The following is a 21,572-nucleotide window of genomic DNA, read 5'->3' as shown; positions in this document are numbered from 1 at the left end:
CAAAACGTGATAGTTGATCGCGGTTGGGACGTTGTGTTGCAGAATGTAAAGCTGAGTAAATTTTTGGAGATTGTGTAGCCCATGTACAATGCGACGAATTCTGGCAGTCGGATGTTTCGCTATGAAGTGGTGGGACTGCGACAAAATGCCGAAACCGATAAAACCGACTATGCCATCCGCAACAGTGGCAGTCAATTTTTCAACGTTCCCTATGACCGCATGAATCAGTTTATGCAGCAGATTACCCGCTGGGGGGGCAAAATTGTCAGCATTCAACCCCTCGATGGTACGGCTGCGCCCTTGGCTGCCACCACGGAACCCGTATCCAATAATGGTGCTGCCCCAGTTAAAGAAAAGAAAGTTGATATTCCCGTCAATATCTATCGTCCCAATAATCCCTGCATTGGTAAGGTCATTTCCAATGAAGAGTTGGTGCGCGAAGGGGGCGAGGGAACCGTCAAGCATATCATCTTTGACATTTCTGGTACCGAGTTGCGCTATCTCGAAGGCCAAAGTATTGGCATTATTCCTGCGGGTACTGACGCCAATGGCAAACCCCACAAGCTGCGCCTCTACTCGATTGCCTCGACCCGCCACGGTGACTTTCAAGATGACAAAACCGTCTCCCTCTGTGTGCGGCGCCTAGAGTACAAGGACAAAGAAACCGGCGAAACCATCTATGGGGTCTGTTCTTCTTACCTGAACCAACTGCAACCTGGCGATGAAGTGAAAATCACTGGGCCCGTGGGTAAGGAAATGCTCCTGCCCGATGATCCAGAAGCAACGATCATTATGTTGGCAACAGGAACGGGGATTGCCCCCTTCCGTGCCTTTTTGTGGCGCATGTTCAAAGAAAATAATCCAGACTATCAATTCAAGGGTCTGGCATGGCTCTTCTTTGGCGTTGCCTATACCGCGAATATCCTCTATAAGGATGAGTTAGAAGAACTGCAGGCGAAGTATCCCGATCAGTTCCGCCTCACCTATGCCATTAGCCGTGAGCAGAAAACCCCCGACGGCGGCAAGATGTACATCCAAGGTCGCATTGCTGAGCATGCGGATGAAATCTGGCAACTCCTGCAGAAGAAAAACACCCATGTGTATATTTGTGGTCTGAAGGGGATGGAGCCGGGTATTGATGAAGCAATGGCAGCAGTGGCAGCCAAAAATGGTGCCGATTGGCAAGAGTTCCTCAAGGGCACGCTCAAAAAAGAAGGCCGTTGGCACGTGGAAACCTACTAGGGAGATCAATTGGGGGGCGATCGCCCCCTTTTTTCCTCAATGCCAAGTGCCCTTTGGATCTGTCAGGATAGAAGTAAGTCGCCTGATCGAGCTGTTACTGAGAAATCAATGTGTGGCGTAGGGTCGCTAAAATGTAACCTATTTAACGCCAAGTCATGAGCATTCTCGTATTCTTCTAATGGTGAGTACCCAGCGATCGCCTATGATTTATCCTCGCTTTCTGCGCAAAGCCTACCGTAAAGAACCCATCTCCGCCTTCCTTCTGCTAATGGGAGGTGTGGATTCAACCATTGGTGGCTTGGGGGGCTACAACGGTCTGCTGCTATTGGGTCTAGGTTTGATGGGCAGCGCGCTGCTCTATCGCCTGCTCCAGCGATCGCCCGAACGTCCTCTCCCTGAGAAAGTGCCCCAGTATGCGCTGCCGCCCCAATCCTCCCAGCCCTTGCCGATGCTGACGATGAGCAAAAAACAGCCCCCCCTGCGCTAAGCCAAAGCCGAGATCATCGTCTGAAATTTCCACAGGATTTCCTGCCATTCCCGTTCCGGGTGAGAGCCTTTGACAATGCCCGCCCCAGCAAAAAGATGGGCATGGTTGCCCTGAAGGTGGGCAGAGCGAATTCCGACAATGAATTCCCCTTCTCCGCTGGGTGTCACCCAACCAAGGGGAGCAGCATAACCATTGCGATCAAAGGGTTCCAGTTGCCGCAGCCAGTCCTGTGCCCGTGAAGCAGGATACCCCGCCACTGCGGGCGTTGGATGTAAGGCCGCCACCCCTTGGAGAATATGAATGGGTTGCGGCAGCGGGGCCTGAATCAGCGTTTGCAGATGTTGGATATGACTTAGCTCAAGGATGTGCGGTTTGGGAGGCACCTCACAGGTCATGCCCAACTGTTGGAGGGTTTGGCAGAGAAATTCAACAATGACCTGATGCTCGTAGCGTTCCTTGGGGCTGTGGTAAAGGCCATTGCGCAGGCTTTGATCCTCCTGTTGGGTTTGCCCACGGGGACGGGAACCCGCCAAAGCATCGGCACAGAGAACGCCATCGGCAATCTTGACCAAGCGTTCGGGACTCGCCCCCAAAAAGACCTGCTGCCCCTCTTGGCCAACACTAAAGATGTAGCAATTGGCGTACTGCTGACGCAGATTTTGCAACGTTCCCAGCCAGTTGAACCCCTGAGGCTGCTCTAGGGTGAGGGCAGCGGCCAAAACCAATTTTTCGAGGTCTCCCTCCTCAAGGAGCTTGAGAGCCTGCTGGACACTGGTAATAAATTGCCCGTATTGCTCAGCTAGAGGCGGTAGGGCGATCGCCAGTGGTGGTGGACAGGGGGGCGGATCAGCCAGAATGTGGGTCAGTGCCCGCTGCACTAGTTGCCAGTCTTGCCAGAGGCGATGGGGTGTACTGGTCTCTAAGGCACAACTAAGGGTGAGCCAAACCTGATCCAGACGCTGAATCACCTGCCAGCGGGGTAAGAACCCCCAGTTAGAGCCTAGGTGATCCCAAAAACTAAATTGACAGAACAGGCGCGGTTCGGCTGGAGCGATCGCCCACACTCGGCTGAGGATTTGTTCACTAAAACGCTGGAGTTCCCCAAACCGTTGATGTCCCTGAACACTGCGGGTCGCCACCGCACCACAGGCAGCAACAATCTCTCCCGCTTGCTCAAGGTAAAAATGCTCACTTTCGCCACTGACCTGCATCAGGCCAGCCAACAGCATCAGGGGATCAACGGTGGGTAAGGAGATGCCTAAACTGAGGAACTGACAATTGGCCTGCTGTGCTGCCTGCATTCCAGCGCTGACCTGAGTATAAAACTCGGACTCAGAGGCCAAATCAAAAGTAAGGGGCAGCGAAACGGGCATAACCAAACAAGGTCAAGATTGCCCTTACATTTTCCCCTTGGCAGGGAACCTTTGGCAAAAAGACTGGAACTTCCCTGTCTGCCTGAGTATGCTGAGGAGTAGGATCACGGTCTATTTCTGAGGCAAACATGGCTAAGGTTGTGAAAACAGATGCGGAATGGCAAGCTCAACTTACCCCTGAGCAGTACTATGTCACCCGCAAGAAGGGAACGGAGCGCGCCTTTACGGGCTGCTACTGGAATAACAAAAAGCCCGGACTCTATCGCTGTGTCTGCTGTGGCACGCCGCTCTTTCGCTCTGAGACCAAGTATGACTCTGGCAGTGGCTGGCCGAGTTTTTGGCAACCCCTTGACCCCAAAAATATCCGCATGGAGCGGGATCTGTCCCATGGCATGGTGCGCACAGAAGTTCTCTGTAATGTCTGTGATGCCCACCTCGGCCATGTCTTTGAGGATGGCCCGCCACCCACGGGACTGCGCTACTGCATTAACTCAGCGGCACTGGAATTTATCCCTGACTCTGCCGCCTCTTGATGACCCCCGTGATTGAACAACTGCAAAGTCTCAACCGCATTTTGGTAGAACTGGCGCGGCGGCAGCCGTTCCACGGAGCAAACTTTGAGGAGATTTTGCAGGACATTCTCTGGACGAGTGCCCGCAGTCTCAATGTGGCACGGGTGAGTCTGTGGTTTTATTCGGGCGATCGCCAGCAAATTCAATGTGTGCAGTTGTTTCAGCAGTCGCCCCAGGCCTTTACGGTGGGGATGACCCTCACCGCTAGTCATTACCCCGACTATTTTGCTGCCCTTGAACAGGAGCGCACCATTACGGCCCATGACGCTTGGCACGATCCCCGCACGCGGGAGTTTCGCAAGACCTATTTAGAACCTCTTGGCATTACCTCGCTGTTGGATGTGCCGATTTGGGTTGAAGGGAGCATGATTGGCATCCTCTGCCACGAACACATTGGTTCACCCCGCCAGTGGACTATTGCCGAAGAGCAGTTTGCCGCTTCCCTCGCGGATCTGGTGTCTTTGGTGGTGGAAAGTCGCGATCGCCACCGTGCCCTCAGAGCACTAGAGGAAAGTGAAGCCCGCTTAGCCACCTTCTTTCAAGCCACCTCTGAGGCAGTAATCATCCATGAGCAGGGGACAATTCTTGATGTCAACGCCGCAACTGAACGGCTGTTTGGCTATACGGCTTCAGAACTAGTGGGGCAGTCGGTGTTGTTGCTGACCCATCCAGAGGCGCGATCGCTGATTTTAGAGCGAATTCAGCAGCCCATTGATGTTCCCTTTGAAGCCCTTGCTCGCACCAAAAGTGGTGAAGCACTGATTGTTGAGGTTCAGGGAAAATCCATTCTCTATCGGGGGCGCTGGGCGAGGGTGGTGGGAATACGGGATATTACCCAACGCAAAACCGCTGAACAGAACGTACAATTGGCTGCCCAACGGCAACAACTGCTGGCGGAAATTGCCCTGCGCATTCGCCAAACGCTGGAATTGCCAGAGATTCTCAATACCACGGTGGTGGAAGTGCGCCGCTATCTCCTCAGCGATCGTGTGTTTATTGTCTCTTTTGATCCGAGGACAGAGGAGATTCAAGTGGTGGCGGCGGCGATGGCGCCCCAGTGGCACACGAATCTTGAGGCTCTCCTGCAAAACGTGCATTACCGTTCACGGCTGCTGACCACACCAGCCACACTCTCCTGCGAGCGGGAAATGCTTGATCCCCATCTGCGACAGGTGTATGCAGCGCACCATATCCAGTCTTGTCTGCTGATTCCGATCCAACATCAGCCCCAGAGCCTGTGCTTTTTACTGGGAGTCCACCAATGTGACCGCCCGCGACAGTGGCAGCCCTACGAGCGCGCTTTTTTGGAGCAGTTGGCGACTCAGGTGGCGATCGCCCTGCAACAAGCAGAACTTTATCAACAACTGGCGGCCTTAAATGCCAATTTGGAACACCAAGTGGCAGAACGCACCGAGCAGTTGCAGCAAAAAATGCGTGAACTAGAGGAACTCAACCACCTCAAGGATGTCTTTTTGCACGCCGTGTCCCATGATTTACGCACCCCTGTCCTAGGTACCCTGATGGTCATTAACCATCTCTTGCAGAACAACACCAGCGACACGATTCCTGTGCCCCGCAGCACCTTGACCTGTATTCAGCATAGCCAGCAGCGGCAACTACATCTGATTGAAACACTGCTGCATATTGACGTGGATCAGCAACCTTCCCTCTCTTTGGCGATCGCCCCCACATCCTTAGCCACGCTTGTCAAGGAGATCTTGGCGGAGCTACAACCGCTGCTCCAGAAAAATAAAGCCACCGTGAAACTTGATATCCCCCCCACGTTGCCCCTTGTGCCTGTTGATCCTATGCAACTGCGGCGAGTCTATGAGAATTTGATCACCAACGCCCTCAAACACAATCGTCCCGGGATCACCATCACCCTGACGGCAGAGGAACAGGGAGATAGCCTTTACTGCACCGTCAAGGATAATGGCGTCGGCATCCGCCCTGACCAGCGATCGCACCTTTTTGATCTCTATTATCGTGGCGGTGCAAACCACCATCGCACGGGCATTGGTTTAGGTCTGTATCTCTGCCGAGAAATTATTATCGCTCATGGGGGTGAAATCGGCGTCAAAGAGGGCGATGCGCAGGGAGCGACGTTTTGGTTTCGGATTCCCTTAGCCAACCCAATTTAGAGCATTGTTACCCTTGACAAACCCAAGGAAAAGCGAGAGACTTAAGGCCAACTTCATCGTTTTCTCCCGGTTTCCTGTAAAATGGCCAGTTGAACCTTTCTGTTTTAACTCAACTCTCGTGGGCGTTTGTGCATAGGTTCCCTTTTAGCCACGAAACTAGGATTGTTAAGACATGAAACATATCATCTGGCTTTTATCCCTCTGACCTGTCGCGGTGACTCCGCTACGGCACGTCAGAAAACTCTTACAACTCATACATTTATTTATTAGGAGCAATAGTGAGTCGTTATGTTGGGCAAACTCCGTGACCTCATGGGCCTAACCCCAGAGACTGACATCTACGATGAGGAATACCCTCAAGGAACGGCACGAACGCTAACCACGGAACCGGAGGTGGAACCGCTGCCCGCATCGCGGCCAACCCTGAGTCATGACTTTGACACTAGTCCGTCTCCCTCAGTTGCCACTGGTTCAGTGCCGACGGGATCAGCTCCTTCGAATGTGATTGGGATGCCCAATGCCGGTCGTTGGTGGGGGGCAGTGGCGGAAGTTTTGGTGATGCAGCCCCGCAGTTTTAGTGAAATGCCTGAGGTGATCAAGGCTCTTAAAGAGCGGAAGTCTGTGGTGCTAAATCTGACCTTGATGGAGCCGGAGCAAGCCCAACGCTCAGTGGATTTTGTTGCCGGTGCCACGTTCACGATTGATGGTCACCAAGAGCGTATTGGTGAAAGCATTTTCCTGTTTACACCGAGCTGTGTGCAAGTGAGTACGCAAGTGGGTGGCGTTCGCCCAGCTACCACACCTGTTGCCCCCCCACCCGCTTGGGGGATGAATGCCCAACAACAGCGTAGTGCCTAGGGTGCCGGCTCTTGGGATCATTGGCTGTGGCCGCATGGCGGAGGCAATGCTTTCGCGGTTGCTGGCAGATGGTCTCTTGCCAGAGCAGGTCTGGGTATCGGCGCGATCGCCTCAGCGGCAGCAGTATCTAGCCCACACCTATGGGGTCAGGGTGACAACGAACCTAGAAGTCGCTACAGCTGAAACGCTCCTACTGGCGGTCAAGCCACAGGTCTTTGCCGATATTGAGTCAGAACTGGCGGATACGCCGGTAGCTCAGGGCACTGGCGTTGCCCTTTCCATTATGGCAGGGATCAACAGTGGGCGGCTGCGGCGACTGTTTCCCCAGCGGTTGATCTTTCGGGCGATGCCGAATACACCAGCCCAAGTGGGCGCCGGCGTGATTGCCCTTGTTAGCGATAGTGCCGCCAGTGAACTGGAGATTCGCAAGATTAAGAATTTGTTAGGGGTACTGGGGCAGGTGGTGGCTGTCAGTGAAGGGCAAATGGACGCAGTCACCGCACTTTCTGGCTCAGGGCCTGCCTTCGTTGCCCTGATGGTGGAGGCACTATGCGATGCGGGGGTGGCAGTGGGGCTATCGCGATCGCTGACACAGGAACTCGTTTATGGCACAATAGCAGGCACAGTACAATTACTTAATGAGCGCGGGCTGCATCCGGCGCAACTCAAGGATGCGGTCACCAGTCCTGCGGGGACAACCATTGCGGGTCTCGAAGTACTGGAAGCTGCTGGTGTGCGTGGAACCCTCATGCAAACGGTAAAAGCGGCCTACGAGCGTGCCCAAGCCCTCAACTAAGTGCCTATGCCCAACTCTGCCACAACCGCTGACCCCCCCGCCATTGAAGGCTTAGATGTGAAGGTGGTGTTCATTGACTACTTTGCCTGTGTCACTGCCATCACTGCCTTGAGTTTGAGCCAAATTTGCCACTGGAGTCTGTTGTCTCCCCTGCCCTACCGTTGGGGACTAGCCGTGGGGGTCGTCGTGGGAGCGATCGCGGCCTATTGGCATCACACGAAAGTTCTGGCGGTGTCACTGCCACAAATGCCACAACTGGAGGCATGGCTGAGGAATAACGGCTATGGAAGTGTAGAGACCGACAATAATTTGGCGATTTACCGATCGCCCCAAAGCTGGCGACGCGGAGCCATTATTTTAGAAACCTTGGGCGATCGCCGGCGCGTGTACAGCCGCGCGGTTACCATTGGGCAACTACAACGGGACTTGGCTGAGGGTGGACTGTGACTGACTTTGGACGTGTGATTACCGCCATGATTACGCCATTTACAGAGGATGGCGCGATCGCCTACGATGTGGCGGCAGAACTGGCACAGCACCTTGTGGCCAACGGTTCCGATGGTATTGTTGTTTGCGGCACTACCGGCGAATCCCCCACCCTCACTTGGGAAGAGGAATTTCAACTCTTTCAAACAGTGCAGCAGGCTGTGGCAGGCAAAGCCAAGGTGATTGCAGGTACGGGTTCCAACTCCACTCGTGAAGCCATTCATGCCACGGCAAAGGCCGCAGAACTCGGCCTCGATGGTGCCCTCTTGGTGGTACCCTACTACAACAAACCCCCCCAAGAAGGACTCTATGCCCATTTTCAGGCGATCGCCAAGGCAGTGCCGGACTTTCCCCTCATGCTCTACAACATCCCCGGCCGTACAGGGCAAAATCTACTCCCTGAAACCGTCATCCGCCTTGCCGAATATCCCAACATTATTGCCATCAAAGAGGCCAGTGGCAACCTTGACCAAGCCAGCACCCTTCGTGCCCAGCTGCCGCCACATTTTCGCATTTACTCTGGGGATGATTCCCTAACGTTGCCATTGCTGGCCGTGGGTGGTTATGGTGTCGTCAGTGTGGCCAGTCACCTTGTTGGTCGACGGATTCAAGAGATGATCCAAGCTTTTATCCAAGGCGACACAGCAACAGCGACTGCTATTCATTGTCAACTATTGCCCCTGTTCAAGGTTTTATTTGTGACGACGAATCCGATTCCGATCAAAGCTGCCCTCAGCCTGCAAGGTTGGGCGGTGGGTGCTCCCCGACTGCCCCTCACGTCTGCGAGTGACGCTGTGATTGACCAATTGAAGCCTGTTTTAGATGCTCTTGGCCTACTGAAGTCTTAAGACAACGCTGGGCATTTCCCAAGCTGCACCTTTTTTGTTGTTTCATCGTAAGGAGACCTATGAGTCAATCCGCTGCAACTGCTGCCCTGAAAATTATTCCCCTCGGTGGGCTGCACGAAATTGGCAAGAACACCTGTGTTTTTGAATTCCAAGATGAAATTATTTTGCTGGACGCAGGGTTAGCTTTTCCCACTGATGGCATGCATGGGGTCAATATCGTCTTACCCGATATGACGTACCTGCGGCAAAACCGCGAAAAAATCAAGGGAATGATTGTGACCCATGGTCATGAAGATCACATTGGTGGCATCCCCTTTCATCTCAAGCAGTTTGATATTCCCGTCATCTATGGCCCTCGCCTTGCCATGGCGTTGCTGCAAGGGAAACTCGAAGAGGCAGGGGTTGGCGATCGCACCGAACTGCGCACGGTACAGCCGCGGGAGATGGTGCGTTTGGGCAAAAACTTCCTTGTGGAGTATATCCGCAATACCCATTCCATTGCCGATAGCTTCTCCGTGGCGATTCATACCCCCATTGGCGTGATTATCCACACCGGGGATTTCAAATTTGACTTTACCCCCGTTGATGGCGAGTGCTTTGACATTCAGCGGCTAGCGGAGCATGGGGAGAAGGGGGTTCTCTGTCTCATTAGTGACTCCACCAACTCGGAAGTGCCCGGCCACACCCCCTCGGAGCGATCGGTGTTTCCCAACTTGGATCGTGCCTTTAGCCAAGCAGAGGGGCGGATTATTTTTACCACCTTTGCCTCTTCGGTACATCGCCTCAGTATGGCCTTGGAATTGGCGCAAAAGCATGGCCGCGTGGTTTCGGTCTTGGGGCGATCGATGCTCAATGTCATTGCCCATGCGCGGCAGTTGGGCTACATTCACTGCCCAGACGATCTCTTTGTGCCACTGCACATGATGCACAAGTACCCCGATCATCAGGTGATGTACCTGACCACTGGCTCCCAAGGGGAACCTCTGTCTGCCCTGACGCGGATTTCCAAAGGGGAACACAACAAAATTAAAATTCGCCCCGGCGATACTGTGATTCTCTCGGCTCACCCCATTCCGGGGAACACGATTGCCGTGGTCAACATGATCGATCGCCTGATGATGCAAGGCGCCAAAGTCATCTACGGTCGCGAACAGGGCATTCACGTCTCTGGCCATGCCTGCCAAGAGGATCAAAAGCTAATGCTGGCCTTGACGAAGCCCAAGTTCTTTTTACCCGTACATGGCGAGCACCGCATGCTGGTGAAACATGCCCAAACGGCTCAGAGCATGGGCATTCCCCCGGAGAATATGGTGATTATTGACAACGGCGATGTGGTGGAACTCACCCGTGACTCGATTCGGGTCGTCGATAAGGTACCTGCTGGTATTGAGTTACTGGATCGCGGTGGCATTGTCAAAGCCCATGTGCTGCAAGAGCGACAACAACTGGCTGAGGAAGGCATTATCACCGTGGCGGTGGCGGTGGGTACTGATGGCAGTCTGAAAGCTACTCCTGAAGTCCACCTGCGGGGTGTGGTCACGGCGATTGAGCCACAGGCTTGGCAGGCTTGGGTACATGCCACGGTCGAAACTGCTTTGAGCGATCGCTGGAGTGAATATGCCCGCAACGGCGATATCGATTGGGCAGGGGTCAAAGCCCACATTGAACGGGAACTGGTGCGACTGGTGCGCCGTGAACTTCAGGGCAATGCCTCAGTCCTATTGCTTCTGCAACCCATCGAAGTCACCCCCACTGTGACGACAGGAATTCGGCGGCGTCGCAGCACCGCTTCTGTGGTTGGCTAGCATCAAGCCCCTTGGGCAGGAGAAGGTGCCTATTTTGTAGGGCATCCCTGCCCGTTTATTTTTGTTGCCGCTGCGCTAGCTAGCGTTGAAACGCTCGGGGGCTTTCAGTTGATTTCTTGCCGAGCAATAGCCCCTCAACACGTTCAACTGATTAGGAAGCAACTCGACCATAGTTAACAACTAAAGCTAGAATTACAATAACTGACTAGTACCAATGTCGCAAATAAAAATTGTGGCGCGCAATGGATATTGATTATTTTGATCTTAATTCGATGACTACTGCAGCTCAGCATCCTGACCCTTGTGTGCGTCGGCAGGTAGCGCAGTCTGCTACTACTTCACCAAACATTTTGCGGATGTTGGCCAATGACCCCCATGAAAAAGTGCGCCTTGCGGTTGCTGCCAATGGCAATACCCCTGCTGAAGTCCTAGAGGCTTGGCTATCGGAAGCTCAAAGCAATAAACCGTTAGCAGAAGCTCTTGCCCAGAACCTCAGTGCATCCCATACTCTCCTGACAACTTTAGCACAACATCCAGCGGCCAATGTCCGCCGTAAAGTGGCGATGAATCCCCAGACCCCTCCAGCGACCCTCTATAAACTAGCTGAGGAATTTCCGGCGGCAGTAGCTCGCAATCCTGGGATGAAACTCCTTGTGCTCCAAGACAGTGAACGACAGAGCATTAGTGATGAAACCTTAATACGAATATTAAAGCTTACAGAGCCGCCGACTTGGGCATTGACAGTTGCAGTTCAGCGTCAAAGCGCAAAAGTAAGACAGCAGGCGGCTAAGGCAACAACGATTCTTCCTGAACTCCTCGAAACCCTTGCGAAGGATAAGGAGAGTGATGTCCGCCAAGCGGTAGCGGGGAACCCGAATACTCCTGCTTCTGTTTTGGAAACCCTTGCGAAGGATAAGGATAGGGATGTCCGCAGAGCAGTAGTGTGGAACCCCAATACTCCTGCTTCTGTTTTGGAAACCCTTGCGAAGGATGAGGATAGCGATGTTCGCAGAGCAGTAGCGGGGAACCCCAATACTCCTGCTTCTGTTTTGGAAACCCTTGCGAAGCATTGGTATGTCCGCGCAGCAGTAGCGGGGAACCCGAATACCCCTGTCTCACTCCTCGAAACCCTTGCGAAGGAGAACGATTTGATTGTCTGCGGAGCAGTAGCGGGGAACCCCAATACTCCTGCTTCTGTTTTGGAAACCCTTGCGAAGCATTGGTATGTCCGCGCAGCAGTAGCACGGAACCCGAATACCCCTGTCTCACTCCTCGAAACCCTTGCGAAGGAGAACGATTTGATTGTCTGCGGAGCAGTAGCGGGGAACCCCAATACTCCTGCTTCTGTTTTGGAAACCCTTGCGAAGCATTGGTATGTCCGCGCAGCAGTAGCACGGAACCCGAATACCCCTGTCTCACTCCTCGAAACCCTTGCGAAGGAGAACGATTTGATTGTCTGCGGAGCAGTAGCGAGGAACCCCAATACTCCTGCTTCTGTTTTGGAAACCCTTGCTGAGGATGAGGATAGCGATGTCCGCCAAGCGGTAGCGGGGAACCCGAATACTCCTGCTTCTGTTTTGGAAACCCTTGCTGAGGATGAGGATAGCGATGTTCGCCAAGCGGTAGCGGGGAACCCGAATACTCCTGCTTCTGTTTTGGAAACCCTTGCTGAGGATGAGGATAGCGATGTTCGCAGAGCAGTAGCGAGGAACCCCAATACTCCTGCTTCTGTTTTGGAAACCCTTGCGAAGCATTGGTATGTCCGCGCAGCAGTAGCACGGAACCCGAATACCCCTGTCTCACTCCTCGAAACCCTTGCGAAGGAGAACGATTTGATTGTCTGCGGAGCAGTAGCGGGGAACCCCAATACTCCTGCTTCTGTTTTGGAAACCCTTGCTGAGGATGAGGATAGCGATGTCCGCCAAGCGGTAGCGGGGAACCCGAATACTCCTGCTTCTGTTTTGGAAACCCTTGCTGAGGATGAGGATAGCGATGTTCGCCAAGCGGTAGCGGGGAACCCCAATACTCCTGCTTCTGTTTTGGAAACCCTTGCGAAGGATGAGGATAGCGATGTCCGCAGAGCAGTAGCAGAAAGACCTGAAATTGTTTCGTTGATTGAGGAGGCTAAGAGCAACGACACCTCTACCATCCGACTAGCAGAGCTAGCTAGCCACTTTTATACGGGTGTTTGCGCAGCAGTAGCACGGAACCCGAATACTCCTGCTTCTGTTTTGGAAATCCTTGCTGAGGATGAGGATAGCGATGTCCGCAGAGCAGTAGCAGAAAGACCTGAAATTGTTTCGTTGATTGAGGAGGCTAAGAGCAACGACACCGCTACCATCCGACTAGCAGAGCTAGCTAGCCACTTTTATACGGATGTTCGCGCATCAGTAGCGGGGAACCCGAAGACGCCTACTTATGCCCTCGAAATCCTTGCTGAGGATGAAGCTCAGGATGTTCGCGCGGCAGTAGCGGGGAACCCGAAGACGCCTACCTATGCCCTCGAAATCCTTGCGAAGGATGAATATGAGGCTCAGGATGTTCGCGCATCAGTAGCGGGGAACCCGAATACCCCTGTCTCACTCCTCGAAACCCTTGCGAAGGATAAGGAGAGTGATGTTCGCCAAGCGGTAGCGGGGAACCCCAATACTCCTGCTTCTGTTTTGGAAACCCTTGCGAAGGATTTGTATTTGGATGTTCGTGAAGCAGTAGCGGGGAACCCCAATACTCCTGCTTCTGTTTTGGAAATCCTTGCTGAGGATGAGGCTCAGGATGTTCGCGCAGCAGTAGCGGGGAACCCGAATACCCCTGTCTCACTCCTCGAAACCCTTGCGAAGGCTGAGGATAGCGATGTCCGCAGAGCAGTAGCGGGGAACCCCAATACTCCTGCTCCTGTTTTGGAAACCCTTGCTGAGGATGAGGCTCAGGATGTTCGCGCAGCAGTAGCGGGGAACCCGAATACCCCTGTCTCACTCCTCGAAACCCTTGCGAAGGCTGAGGATAGCGATGTCCGCAGAGCAGTAGCGGGGAACCCCAATACTCCTGCTTCTGTTTTGGAAATCCTTGCGAAGGATGAGGATAGCGCTGTTCGCAGAGCAGTAGCAGAAAGACCTGAAATTGTTTCGTTGATTGAGGAGGCTAAGAGCAACGACACCGCTACCATCCGACTAGCAGAGCTAGCTAGCCACTTTTGTACGGATGTTCGCGCAGCAGTAGCGGGGAACCCCAATACTCCCGCCTCTGCCCTCGAAACCCTTGCGAAGGGTGAGAATAGGGATGTCCGCCAAGCGGTAGCGGGGAACCCGAATACTCCTGCTTCTGTTTTGGAAACCCTTGCTGAGGATGAGGATAGCGATGTCCGCAGAGCAATAGCAGAAAGACCTGAAATTGTTTCGTTGATTGAGGAGGCCAAGAGCAACGACACCGCTACCATCCGACTAGCAGAGCTAGCTAGCCACTTTTATACGGATGTTCGCCAAGCAGTAGTGCGGAACTCCAATACTCCTGCTTCTGTTTTGGAAACCCTTGCTGAGGATGAGGATAGCGATGTCCGCAGAGCAGTAGCAGAAAGACCTGAAATTGTTTCGTTGATTGAGGAGGCTGAGAGCAACGACACCGCTACCATCCGACTAGCAGAGCTAGCTAGCCACTTTTGTACGGATGTTCGCGCAGCAGTAGCGGGGAACCCGAAGACGCCTACCTATGCCCTCGAAATCCTTGCTGAGGATGAAGCTCAGGATGTTCGCGCGGCAGTAGCGGGCAACCCGAAGACGCCTACCTATGCCCTCGAAATCCTTGCTGAGGACGAGGCTCAGGATGTTCGCGCAGCAGTAGCGGTCAACCCGAAGACGCCTGCCTCTGCCCTCGAAACCCTTGCGAAGGATAAGGAGAGTGATGTTCGCGCATCAGTAGCGTGGAAGCCCAATACTCCTGCTTCTGTTTTGGAAACCCTTGCGAAGGATTTGTATTTGGATGTCCGCCAAGTGGTAGCGGCGAACCCCAATACTCCTGCTTCTGTTTTGGAAACCCTTGCTGAGGATTGGTATGTCCGCGCGGCAGTAGCGGGGAACCCCAATACTCCTGCTTCTGTTTTGGAAACCCTTGCTGAGGATAAGGAGAGTGATGTTCGCAGAGCAGTAGCGTGGAAGCCCAATACTCCTGCTCCTGTTTTGGAAACCCTTGCTGAGGATAAGGAGAGTGATGTTCGCAGAGCAGTAGCGGGGAACCCCAATACTCCTGCTCCTGTTTTGGAAACCCTTGCGAAGGATGAGTATTGGGCTGTTCGCGCAGCAGTAGCGGGGAACCCCAATACTCCTGCTTCTGTTTTGGAAACCCTTGCGAAGGATTGGTATTGTCGTGAAGCAGTAGCGGGGAACCCGAGTACCCCTGTCTCACTCCTCGAAACCCTTGCGAAGGATTCGTATTGTCGTGAAGCAGTAGCGGGGAACCCGAAGACTCCTGTCTCACTCCTCGAAACCCTTGCTGAGGATAAGGAGAGTGATGTCCGCCAAGCAGTAGCGGGGAACCCGAATACCCCTGTCTCACTCCTCGAAACCCTTGCGAAGGATAAGGAGAGTAATGTTCGTGAAGCAGTAGCGTGGAACCCGAATACCCCTGTCTCACTCCTCGAAACCCTTGCGAAGGAGAACGATTTGATTGGCTGCATAGCAATAGCAGTAGCAAAAAGACTGTTGATTGAGGAGGCTAAGAGCAACGACACTGCTACCACCCGATTAGCAGAGCTAGCTAGCCACTTTTATACGTTTTATATTTATACGGATGTTCGCGCAGCAGTAGCGGGGAACCCCAATACTCCTGCTCCTGTTTTGGAAACCCTTGCGAAGGATTTGTATTTGGATGTTCGCCAAGCGGTAGCGGGGAACCCCAATACTCCTGCTCCTGTTTTGGAAACCCTTGCGAAGGATGAGTATTGGGCTGTTCGCGCAGCAGTAGCGGGGAACCCCAATACTCCTGCTTCTGTTTTGGAAACCCTTGCGAAGGATTGGTATTGTCGTGAAGCAGTAGCAAGAAGACCTGAAATTGCTGCTTTAATCACGGAAGCTAACAGTGGCAACACTTCTACAGACCGACTAGCTGAACTAGCTAGCCACTTTTGTACGGATGTTCGTGAAGCAGTAGCGGGGAACCCGAAGACTCCTGTCTCACTCCTCGAAACCCTTGCGAAGGATTCGTATTGTCGTGAAGCAGTAGCGGGGAACCCGAAGACTCCTGTCTCACTCCTCGAAACCCTTGCGAAGGCTGAGGATAGCGATGTCCGCCAAGCAGTAGCGGGGAACCCCAATACTCCTGCTTCTGTTTTGGAAACCCTTGCTGAGGATGAGGAGAGTGATGTCCACCAAGCAGTAGCGGGGAACCCCAATACTCCCGCCTCTGCCCTCGAAACCCTTGCTGAGGATGAGGATAGCGATGTTCGCAGAGCAGTAGCACGGAACCCCAATACTCCCGCCTCTGCCCTCGAAACCCTTGCTGAGGATGAGGATAGCGATGTTCGCAGAGCAGTAGCACGGAACCCCAATACTCCTGCTTCTGCCCTCGAAACCCTTGCTGAGGATGAGGATAGCGATGTTCGCAGAGCAGTAGCACGGAACCCCAATACTCCTGCTTCTGTTTTGGAAACCCTTGCGAAGGATTGGTATTGTCGTGAAGCAGTAGCAAGAAGACCTGAAATTGCTGCTTTAATTACGGAAGCTAACAGTGGCAACACTTCTACAGACCGACTAGCCGAACTAGCTAGCCACTTTTGTACGGATGTCCGCCAAGCAGTAGCGGGGAACCCCAATACTCCTGCTTCTGTTTTGGAAACCCTTGCGAAGGATGAGGATAGGGATGTTCGCAGAGCAGTAGCGGGGAACCCGAAGACGCCTACCTATGCCCTCGAAACCCTTGCGAAGGATGAGGATAGGGATGTTCGCGCAGCAGTAGCGGGGAACCCCAATACTCCTGTCTCACTCCTCGAAACCCTTGCGAAGGATTGGTATTTGAGTGTTCGTGAAGCAGTAGCAGAAAGACCTGAAATTGTTTGGTTGATTGAAGAGGCTAAGAGGAACGACACCGCTACCATCCGACTAGCAGAGCTAGCTAGCCACTTTTGGACGGATGTTCGCGCAGCAGTAGCGGGGAACCCCAATACTCCTGCTTCTGTTTTGGAAACCCTTGCGAAGGAGAACGATTGGACTGTCCGCAGAGCAGTAGCAGAAAGACCTGAAATTGTTTCGTTGATTGAAGAGGCTAAGAGGAACGACACCGCTACCATCCGACTAGCAGAGCTAGCTAGCCACTTTTGGACGGATGTTCGCGCAGCAGTAGCGGGGAACCCCAATACTCCTGCTTCTGCCCTCGAAACCCTTGCGAAGGATGAGGATAGGGATGTTCGCAGAGCAGTAGCGGGGAACCCCAATACTCCTGCTTCTGTTTTGGAAACCCTTGCGAAGGATTCGTATTGTCGTGAAGCAGTAGCGGGGAACCCCAATACTCCTGCTCCTGTTTTGGAAACCCTTGCGAAGGATGAGGATAGGGATGTTCGCAGAGCAGTAGCGGGGAACCCCAATACTCCTGCTCCTGTTTTGGAAATCCTTGCTGAGGATGAGGATAGCGATGTTCGCAGAGCAGTAGCGGGGAACCCCAATACTCCTGCTTCTGTTTTGGAAACCCTTGCGAAGGATAAGGGGAGTAGTGTTCGTGAAGCGGTAGCACAGAACCCCAATACTCCTGCTTCTGTTTTGGAAACTCTTGCGAAGGATAAGGGGAGTAGTGTTCGTGAAGCGGTAGCACAGAACCCCAATACTCCTGCTTCTGCCCTCGAAACCCTTGCTGAGGATGAGGATAGATATGTTCGCAGAGTGGTAGCGCGGAACCCCAATACCCCTGTCTCACTCCTCAAAACCCTTGCGAAGATGAACAAATATTTTGTCCACTTCCTCAAAACCTTTACGAAGGAGAACGATTGGATTGGCCGCATAATATCAGCAGAAATCCGCATAGCAATAGCAGAAATACTTGAAATTGTTTCGTTGATTGAGGAGGCTGAGAGCAACGACACCGCTACCATCCGACTAGCAAAGCTAGCTAGCCACTTTTGTACATATGTTCGCAGAGCAGTAGCGGGGAACCCGAAGACTCCTGTCTCACTCCTCGAAACCCTTGCGAAGGATAAGAATAAGTATGTCCGTGAAGCAGTAGCGTGGAACCCCAATACTCCTGCTTCTGCCCTCGAAACCCTTGCTGAGGATGAGGAGAGTAGTGTTCGTGAAGCGGTAGCACAGAACCCCAATACTCGTGCTTCTGCCCTCGAAACCCTTCCAGAAGTAGCGGAAAACCCCAATACTCGTGCTTCTGCCCTCGAAACCCTTGCAGAAGTAGCGGGCAACCCCAATACTCCTGCTTCTGTTTTGGAAATCCTTGCTGAGGATGAGGATAGCGATGTTCGCAGAGCAGTAGCGGGGAACCCTAATACTCCTGCTTCTGTTTTGGAAGCCCTTGCGAAGGATTGGTATTTGGATGTTCGCGCAGCAGTAGCGCGGAACCCGAATACCCCCGTCTCACTCCTCGAAACCCTTGCTGAGGATGAGGATAGCGATGTTCGCAGAGCAGTAGCGGGGAACCCTAATACTCCTGCTTCTGTTTTGGAAGCCCTTGCGAAGGATTGGTATTTGGATGTTCGCGCAGCAGTAGCGCGGAACCCCAATACTCCTGCTTCTGTTTTGGAAACCCTTGCGAAGGATAAGGAAAGTGATGTCCGCAGAGCAGTAGCAAGAAGACCTGAAATTGCTGCTTTAATCACGGAAGCTAACAGTGGCAACACTTCTACAGACCGACTAGCCGAACTAGCTGGCCACTTTTGTACGGATGTTCGCGCAGCAGTAGCGCGGAACCCTAATACTCCTGCTTCTGTTTTGGAAACCTTTGCGAAGGAGAACGATTGGACTGTCCGCGTGGCAGTAGCGCGGAACCCCAATACTCCTGCTTCTGTTTTGGAAACCTTTGCGAAGGAGAACAAATGGGTTATCCGCGTGGCAGTAGCGGGCAACCCGAAGACTCCTGTCTCACTCCTCGAAACCCTTGCGAAGGATAAGGAAAGTGATGTCCGCAGAGCAGTAGCAAGAAGACCTGAAATTGCTGCTTTAATCACGGAAGCTAACAGTGGCAACACTTCTACAGACCGACTAGCCGAACTAGCTAGCCACTTTTGTACAGATATTCGCGCAGCAGTAGCGGGCAACCCGAAGACTCCTACCTATGCTCTCGAAATCCTTGCTGAGGATGAAGCTCAGGATGTTCGCGCAGCAGTAGCGGGCAACCCGAAGACTCCTACCTATGCCCTCGAAATCCTTGCTAAGGATGAATATGAGGCTCAGGATGTTCGCACAGCAGTAGCACGGAACCCGAAGACTCCCGCCTCTGCCCTCGAAACCCTTGCGAAGAATAAGGAGAGTTATGTCCGCCAAGCGGTAGCGAGGAACCCCAATACTCCTGCCTCACTCCTCGAAACCCTTGCGAAGGATGAGGATAGTGATGTCCGCGCAGCAGTAGCGGGGAACCCGAATACTCCTGCTTCTGCCCTCGAAACCCTTGCGAAGGATGAGGTTTGGTATGTTCGCGCAGCAGTAGCGGGGCACCCCAATACTCCTGCCTCACTCCTCGAAACCCTTGCGAAGGATGAGGTTTGGTATGTTCGCAGAGCAGTAGCAGAAAGACCTGAAATTGTTTGGTTGATTGAAGAGGCTAAGAGGAACGACACCGCTACCATCCGACTAGCAGAGCTAGCTAGCCACTTTTGGACGGATGTTCGCGCAGCAGTAGCGGGGAACCCCAATACTCCTGCTTCTGCCCTCGAAACCCTTGCGAAGGATGAGGATAGTGATGTCCGCGCAGCAGTAGCACGGAACCCGAATACTCCTGCTTCTGTTTTGGAAAACCTTGCTGAGGATGAGGATAGCGATGTCCGCAGAGCAGTAGCAGAAAGACCTGAAATTGTTTCGTTGATTGAGGAGGCTAAGAGCAACGACACCGATACCATCCAACTAGCAGAGCTAGCTAGCCACTTTTGTACGGATGTTCGCGCAGCAGTAGCGGGGAACCCCAATACTCCTGCTTCTGTTTTGGAAATCCTTGCTGAGGATGAGGATAGCGATGTCCGCAGAGCAGTAGCGGGGAACCCGAATACTCCTGCTTCTGTTTTGGAAACCCTTGCGAAGGATGGGGATAGGGATGTTCGCAGAGCAGTAGCGAGCAACCCGAATACTCCTGCTTCTGTTTTGGAAACCCTTGCGAAGGATTGGTATTTGGATGTTCGCGCAGCAGTAGCGCGGAACCCGAATACTCCTGCTTCAGAGCAGTAGCGGGGAACCCTAATACTCCTGCCTCTGCCCTCGAAACCCTTGCGAAGGATGGGGATAGGGATGTTCGCAGAGCAGTAGCGAGCAACCCCAATACTCCTGCTTCTGTTTTGGAAGCCCTTGCTGAGGATGAGGATAGCGATGTCCGCAGAGCAGTAGCGGGGAACCCCAATACTCCTGCTTCTGTTTTGAGAACCCTTGCTATGGATGAGAATTGGGATGTTCGCAGAGCAGTAAAGGAGAACCCCAATAATCCTGCCTCATTCTTCGCAACCCTAGAAGATTTCTTGCCATTCTTAGAGTGGCTAGGTCTCAATCGAGGATAGTCGCACTTTTCCTTGGGGCGTGCGGAGAATTTGGGGCACAGAAATCCATTTCTTGGGGCATTTGTAGGCGCTGCACTGCTGTTTGAGCCATTGGCTGAGTTCCTCAGGGGAGGAGTCTCCCACATAGAGGGCAATGACTTGTTCGCCCCAGAGGGGGTCGGGTGCGCCATAGATATGGATGTCTTGGACAAGGCCACTGTTAAGGAGTAAGGTCTCTAACTCTTCGGGGTAGATATTCTCGCCACCACTGATGATTTTGCGGCTGCTGCGTCCCAAAATGTAGAGGCGATCGCCCCGCCATTCGCCGCGATCGTCTGTTTGGAAAATTTTCTCCCGAAATACCTGGGGGTAGTAGCCGAGGGCAAGGGAGGCGGCCTGAATCTGAATCTCGCCCGTAGGGGTTAAAGCAATCTGGGCATGGGGTAAGACCTGACCACAGGAGCGATCGCCCGCCAAAAATTCCCCCTGCCGTTGGGCACAGATCATGCCAGCAGTTTCTGTCATGCCATAACTGAGACATAGAGGCAAGCGCTGGGTTGCTGCTTCCTCTAATAGTTGCGACCAAGTGGGGCCACCGCCCACGAAAATGCCCCTTAAATCCGCTAGCCATGGCAGAGGGTCTGCAAGCACCTGTTGCAGTTGCCGAGGTACCAGAGACAGCCACAGATCAACATTGGCAGGAGGTGCCGTTTGCCGTAGATCCCGTAGATGGGTACCGAGATAGAGTTCTCCACCACTCCAGAGCGATCGCACCACGGGCATGAGACCACTGACATGGTACAAGGGCAAAATACTCAGACAGTGAATCGCCCCTTGTTGCAAGTGGGTTTGTAGCCCGGCAACAGCTGCCTTGAGGGTCGCGATCGTGTGAATTGCCCAGCGCAACCGCCCTTGAGTGCCGCCAGTGGGAATCAGAATCCAGCCCTGGGGCAATGGTTCTCCAGAACCTTGGGGGTCGAGGGGGGGCACCGTTCCCCAAGCCATGAAATTCTGGGGTAGGATCGCTGCCACCTGCTGCCACTCTTGGGATTGCCAGTGGGGATTGGCCAGTAATAGGGGCATCCCTGTGGAGAGCGCTGCGAGAAAACCACTGAGAAACGAGAGGGGATCGGGTTCTGCGAGAACGAGGAGAGTGGGTTGTTGCTCTTGGAGTTGCTCTTGATAGTTGGCTAATTGCTCGAGGAGTCTGGCGGTAGCAATGTGCCATTGTCCGTTGTGGGGATACCACAGCCAGTGGGGGGCAATACTCGTAAGGTTTTGTAACAAATTTGTCCTACCCCTC

The 21,572-nt window shown here is 53.4% G+C and carries 13 protein-coding genes; 11 read left to right on the top strand and 2 right to left on the bottom strand.

Annotation, left to right across the window (positions count from 1 at the left end; all coding sequences use genetic code 11):
- Nucleotides 1–81 precede the first annotated feature (81 nt).
- A complete protein-coding gene (petH, locus tag RHH27_RS05105; RefSeq protein ID WP_302679023.1) occupies nt 82–1,242 on the top strand; it encodes a ferredoxin--NADP reductase in 1,161 nt (386 codons plus the stop codon).
- Between the two features lie 178 nt (nt 1,243–1,420).
- Nucleotides 1,421–1,729: a hypothetical protein gene (locus tag RHH27_RS05100; protein ID WP_226971987.1), complete on the top strand. Its 309-nt coding sequence runs from the start codon at nt 1,421–1,423 to the stop codon at nt 1,727–1,729.
- On the opposite strand, the gene RHH27_RS05095 is transcribed toward RHH27_RS05100, so the two are convergent.
- Nucleotides 1,726–3,102 (bottom strand): isochorismate synthase MenF, encoded by a 1,377-nt coding sequence (locus RHH27_RS05095; protein ID WP_302679022.1) that lies wholly within the window; start codon nt 3,100–3,102, stop codon nt 1,726–1,728. The two genes, RHH27_RS05100 and RHH27_RS05095, sit on opposite strands and share 4 nt — an antisense overlap.
- Before the next feature lie 128 nt (nt 3,103–3,230).
- Here RHH27_RS05095 and msrB point away from each other — a divergent pair, with 128 nt between their 5' ends.
- From msrB to RHH27_RS05050, 9 genes are all read left to right on the top strand, one after another.
- Nucleotides 3,231–3,635, top strand: a complete 405-nt coding sequence (gene msrB, locus RHH27_RS05090) for a peptide-methionine (R)-S-oxide reductase MsrB (protein WP_206201348.1) — start codon at nt 3,231–3,233, stop codon at nt 3,633–3,635.
- Entirely contained in the window at nt 3,635–5,815 is a 2,181-nt protein-coding gene (locus tag RHH27_RS05085; protein WP_302679021.1) for a GAF domain-containing protein, read from the top strand. Before msrB ends, RHH27_RS05085 begins: the two co-directional genes overlap by 1 nt.
- A gap of 288 nt (nt 5,816–6,103) precedes the next feature.
- Nucleotides 6,104–6,673, top strand: a complete 570-nt coding sequence (locus RHH27_RS05080; protein ID WP_206201346.1) for a cell division protein SepF — start codon at nt 6,104–6,106, stop codon at nt 6,671–6,673.
- On the top strand, nt 6,648–7,469 hold the full coding sequence (proC, locus tag RHH27_RS05075) for a pyrroline-5-carboxylate reductase (RefSeq protein ID WP_206201345.1): 822 nt from the start codon (nt 6,648–6,650) through the stop codon (nt 7,467–7,469). Before RHH27_RS05080 ends, proC begins: the two co-directional genes overlap by 26 nt.
- A 6-nt stretch (nt 7,470–7,475) precedes the next feature.
- A complete protein-coding gene (locus RHH27_RS05070) occupies nt 7,476–7,916 on the top strand; it encodes a hypothetical protein (RefSeq protein WP_302679019.1) in 441 nt (146 codons plus the stop codon).
- Nucleotides 7,913–8,803, top strand: a complete 891-nt coding sequence (dapA, locus tag RHH27_RS05065) for a 4-hydroxy-tetrahydrodipicolinate synthase (RefSeq protein ID WP_302679018.1) — start codon at nt 7,913–7,915, stop codon at nt 8,801–8,803. Before RHH27_RS05070 ends, dapA begins: the two co-directional genes overlap by 4 nt.
- A 59-nt stretch (nt 8,804–8,862) precedes the next feature.
- Nucleotides 8,863–10,608 carry a ribonuclease J gene (locus RHH27_RS05060; protein ID WP_206201342.1) on the top strand — a complete coding sequence of 582 codons (1,746 nt, stop codon included), beginning with the start codon at nt 8,863–8,865 and terminating at the stop codon, nt 10,606–10,608.
- Nucleotides 10,609–10,880: 272 nt separating this feature from the next.
- A complete protein-coding gene (locus tag RHH27_RS05055; protein WP_310745011.1) occupies nt 10,881–19,967 on the top strand; it encodes a hypothetical protein in 9,087 nt (3,028 codons plus the stop codon).
- Nucleotides 19,904–20,290 (top strand): HEAT repeat domain-containing protein, encoded by a 387-nt coding sequence (locus RHH27_RS05050; RefSeq protein ID WP_302679016.1) that lies wholly within the window; start codon nt 19,904–19,906, stop codon nt 20,288–20,290. Before RHH27_RS05055 ends, RHH27_RS05050 begins: the two co-directional genes overlap by 64 nt.
- Here the strand turns inward: RHH27_RS05050 and RHH27_RS05045 are convergent.
- Entirely contained in the window at nt 20,270–21,556 is a 1,287-nt protein-coding gene (locus RHH27_RS05045; protein ID WP_302679015.1) for an AMP-binding protein, read from the bottom strand. The genes RHH27_RS05050 and RHH27_RS05045 overlap by 21 nt on opposite strands.
- Nucleotides 21,557–21,572 lie beyond the last annotated feature (16 nt).

This window comes from Thermosynechococcus sp. PP555 (assembly GCF_031583225.1).
Lineage (GTDB): Bacteria > Cyanobacteriota > Cyanobacteriia > Thermosynechococcales > Thermosynechococcaceae > Thermosynechococcus.
Note: the sequence above shows the minus strand (reverse complement) of the source record. Positions and strands in the feature narration are given on the sequence as shown.

Bases quoted from the DNA above. Each gene is read 5' to 3' on its own strand.
- RHH27_RS05085 (WP_302679021.1), top strand. From the start codon at position 3,635: ATGACCCCCGTGATTGAACAACTGCAAAGTCTCAACCGCATTTTGGTA.
- RHH27_RS05080 (WP_206201346.1), top strand. From the start codon at position 6,104: ATGTTGGGCAAACTCCGTGACCTCATGGGCCTAACCCCAGAGACTGAC.
- RHH27_RS05095 (WP_302679022.1), bottom strand. From the start codon at position 3,102: ATGCCCGTTTCGCTGCCCCTTACTTTTGATTTGGCCTCTGAGTCCGAG.
- msrB (WP_206201348.1), top strand. From the start codon at position 3,231: ATGGCTAAGGTTGTGAAAACAGATGCGGAATGGCAAGCTCAACTTACC.
- RHH27_RS05055 (WP_310745011.1), top strand. From the start codon at position 10,881: ATGACTACTGCAGCTCAGCATCCTGACCCTTGTGTGCGTCGGCAGGTA.
- petH (WP_302679023.1), top strand. From the start codon at position 82: ATGTACAATGCGACGAATTCTGGCAGTCGGATGTTTCGCTATGAAGTG.
- RHH27_RS05100 (WP_226971987.1), top strand. From the start codon at position 1,421: ATGGTGAGTACCCAGCGATCGCCTATGATTTATCCTCGCTTTCTGCGC.
- RHH27_RS05070 (WP_302679019.1), top strand. From the start codon at position 7,476: ATGCCCAACTCTGCCACAACCGCTGACCCCCCCGCCATTGAAGGCTTA.
- proC (WP_206201345.1), top strand. From the start codon at position 6,648: ATGCCCAACAACAGCGTAGTGCCTAGGGTGCCGGCTCTTGGGATCATT.
- RHH27_RS05060 (WP_206201342.1), top strand. From the start codon at position 8,863: ATGAGTCAATCCGCTGCAACTGCTGCCCTGAAAATTATTCCCCTCGGT.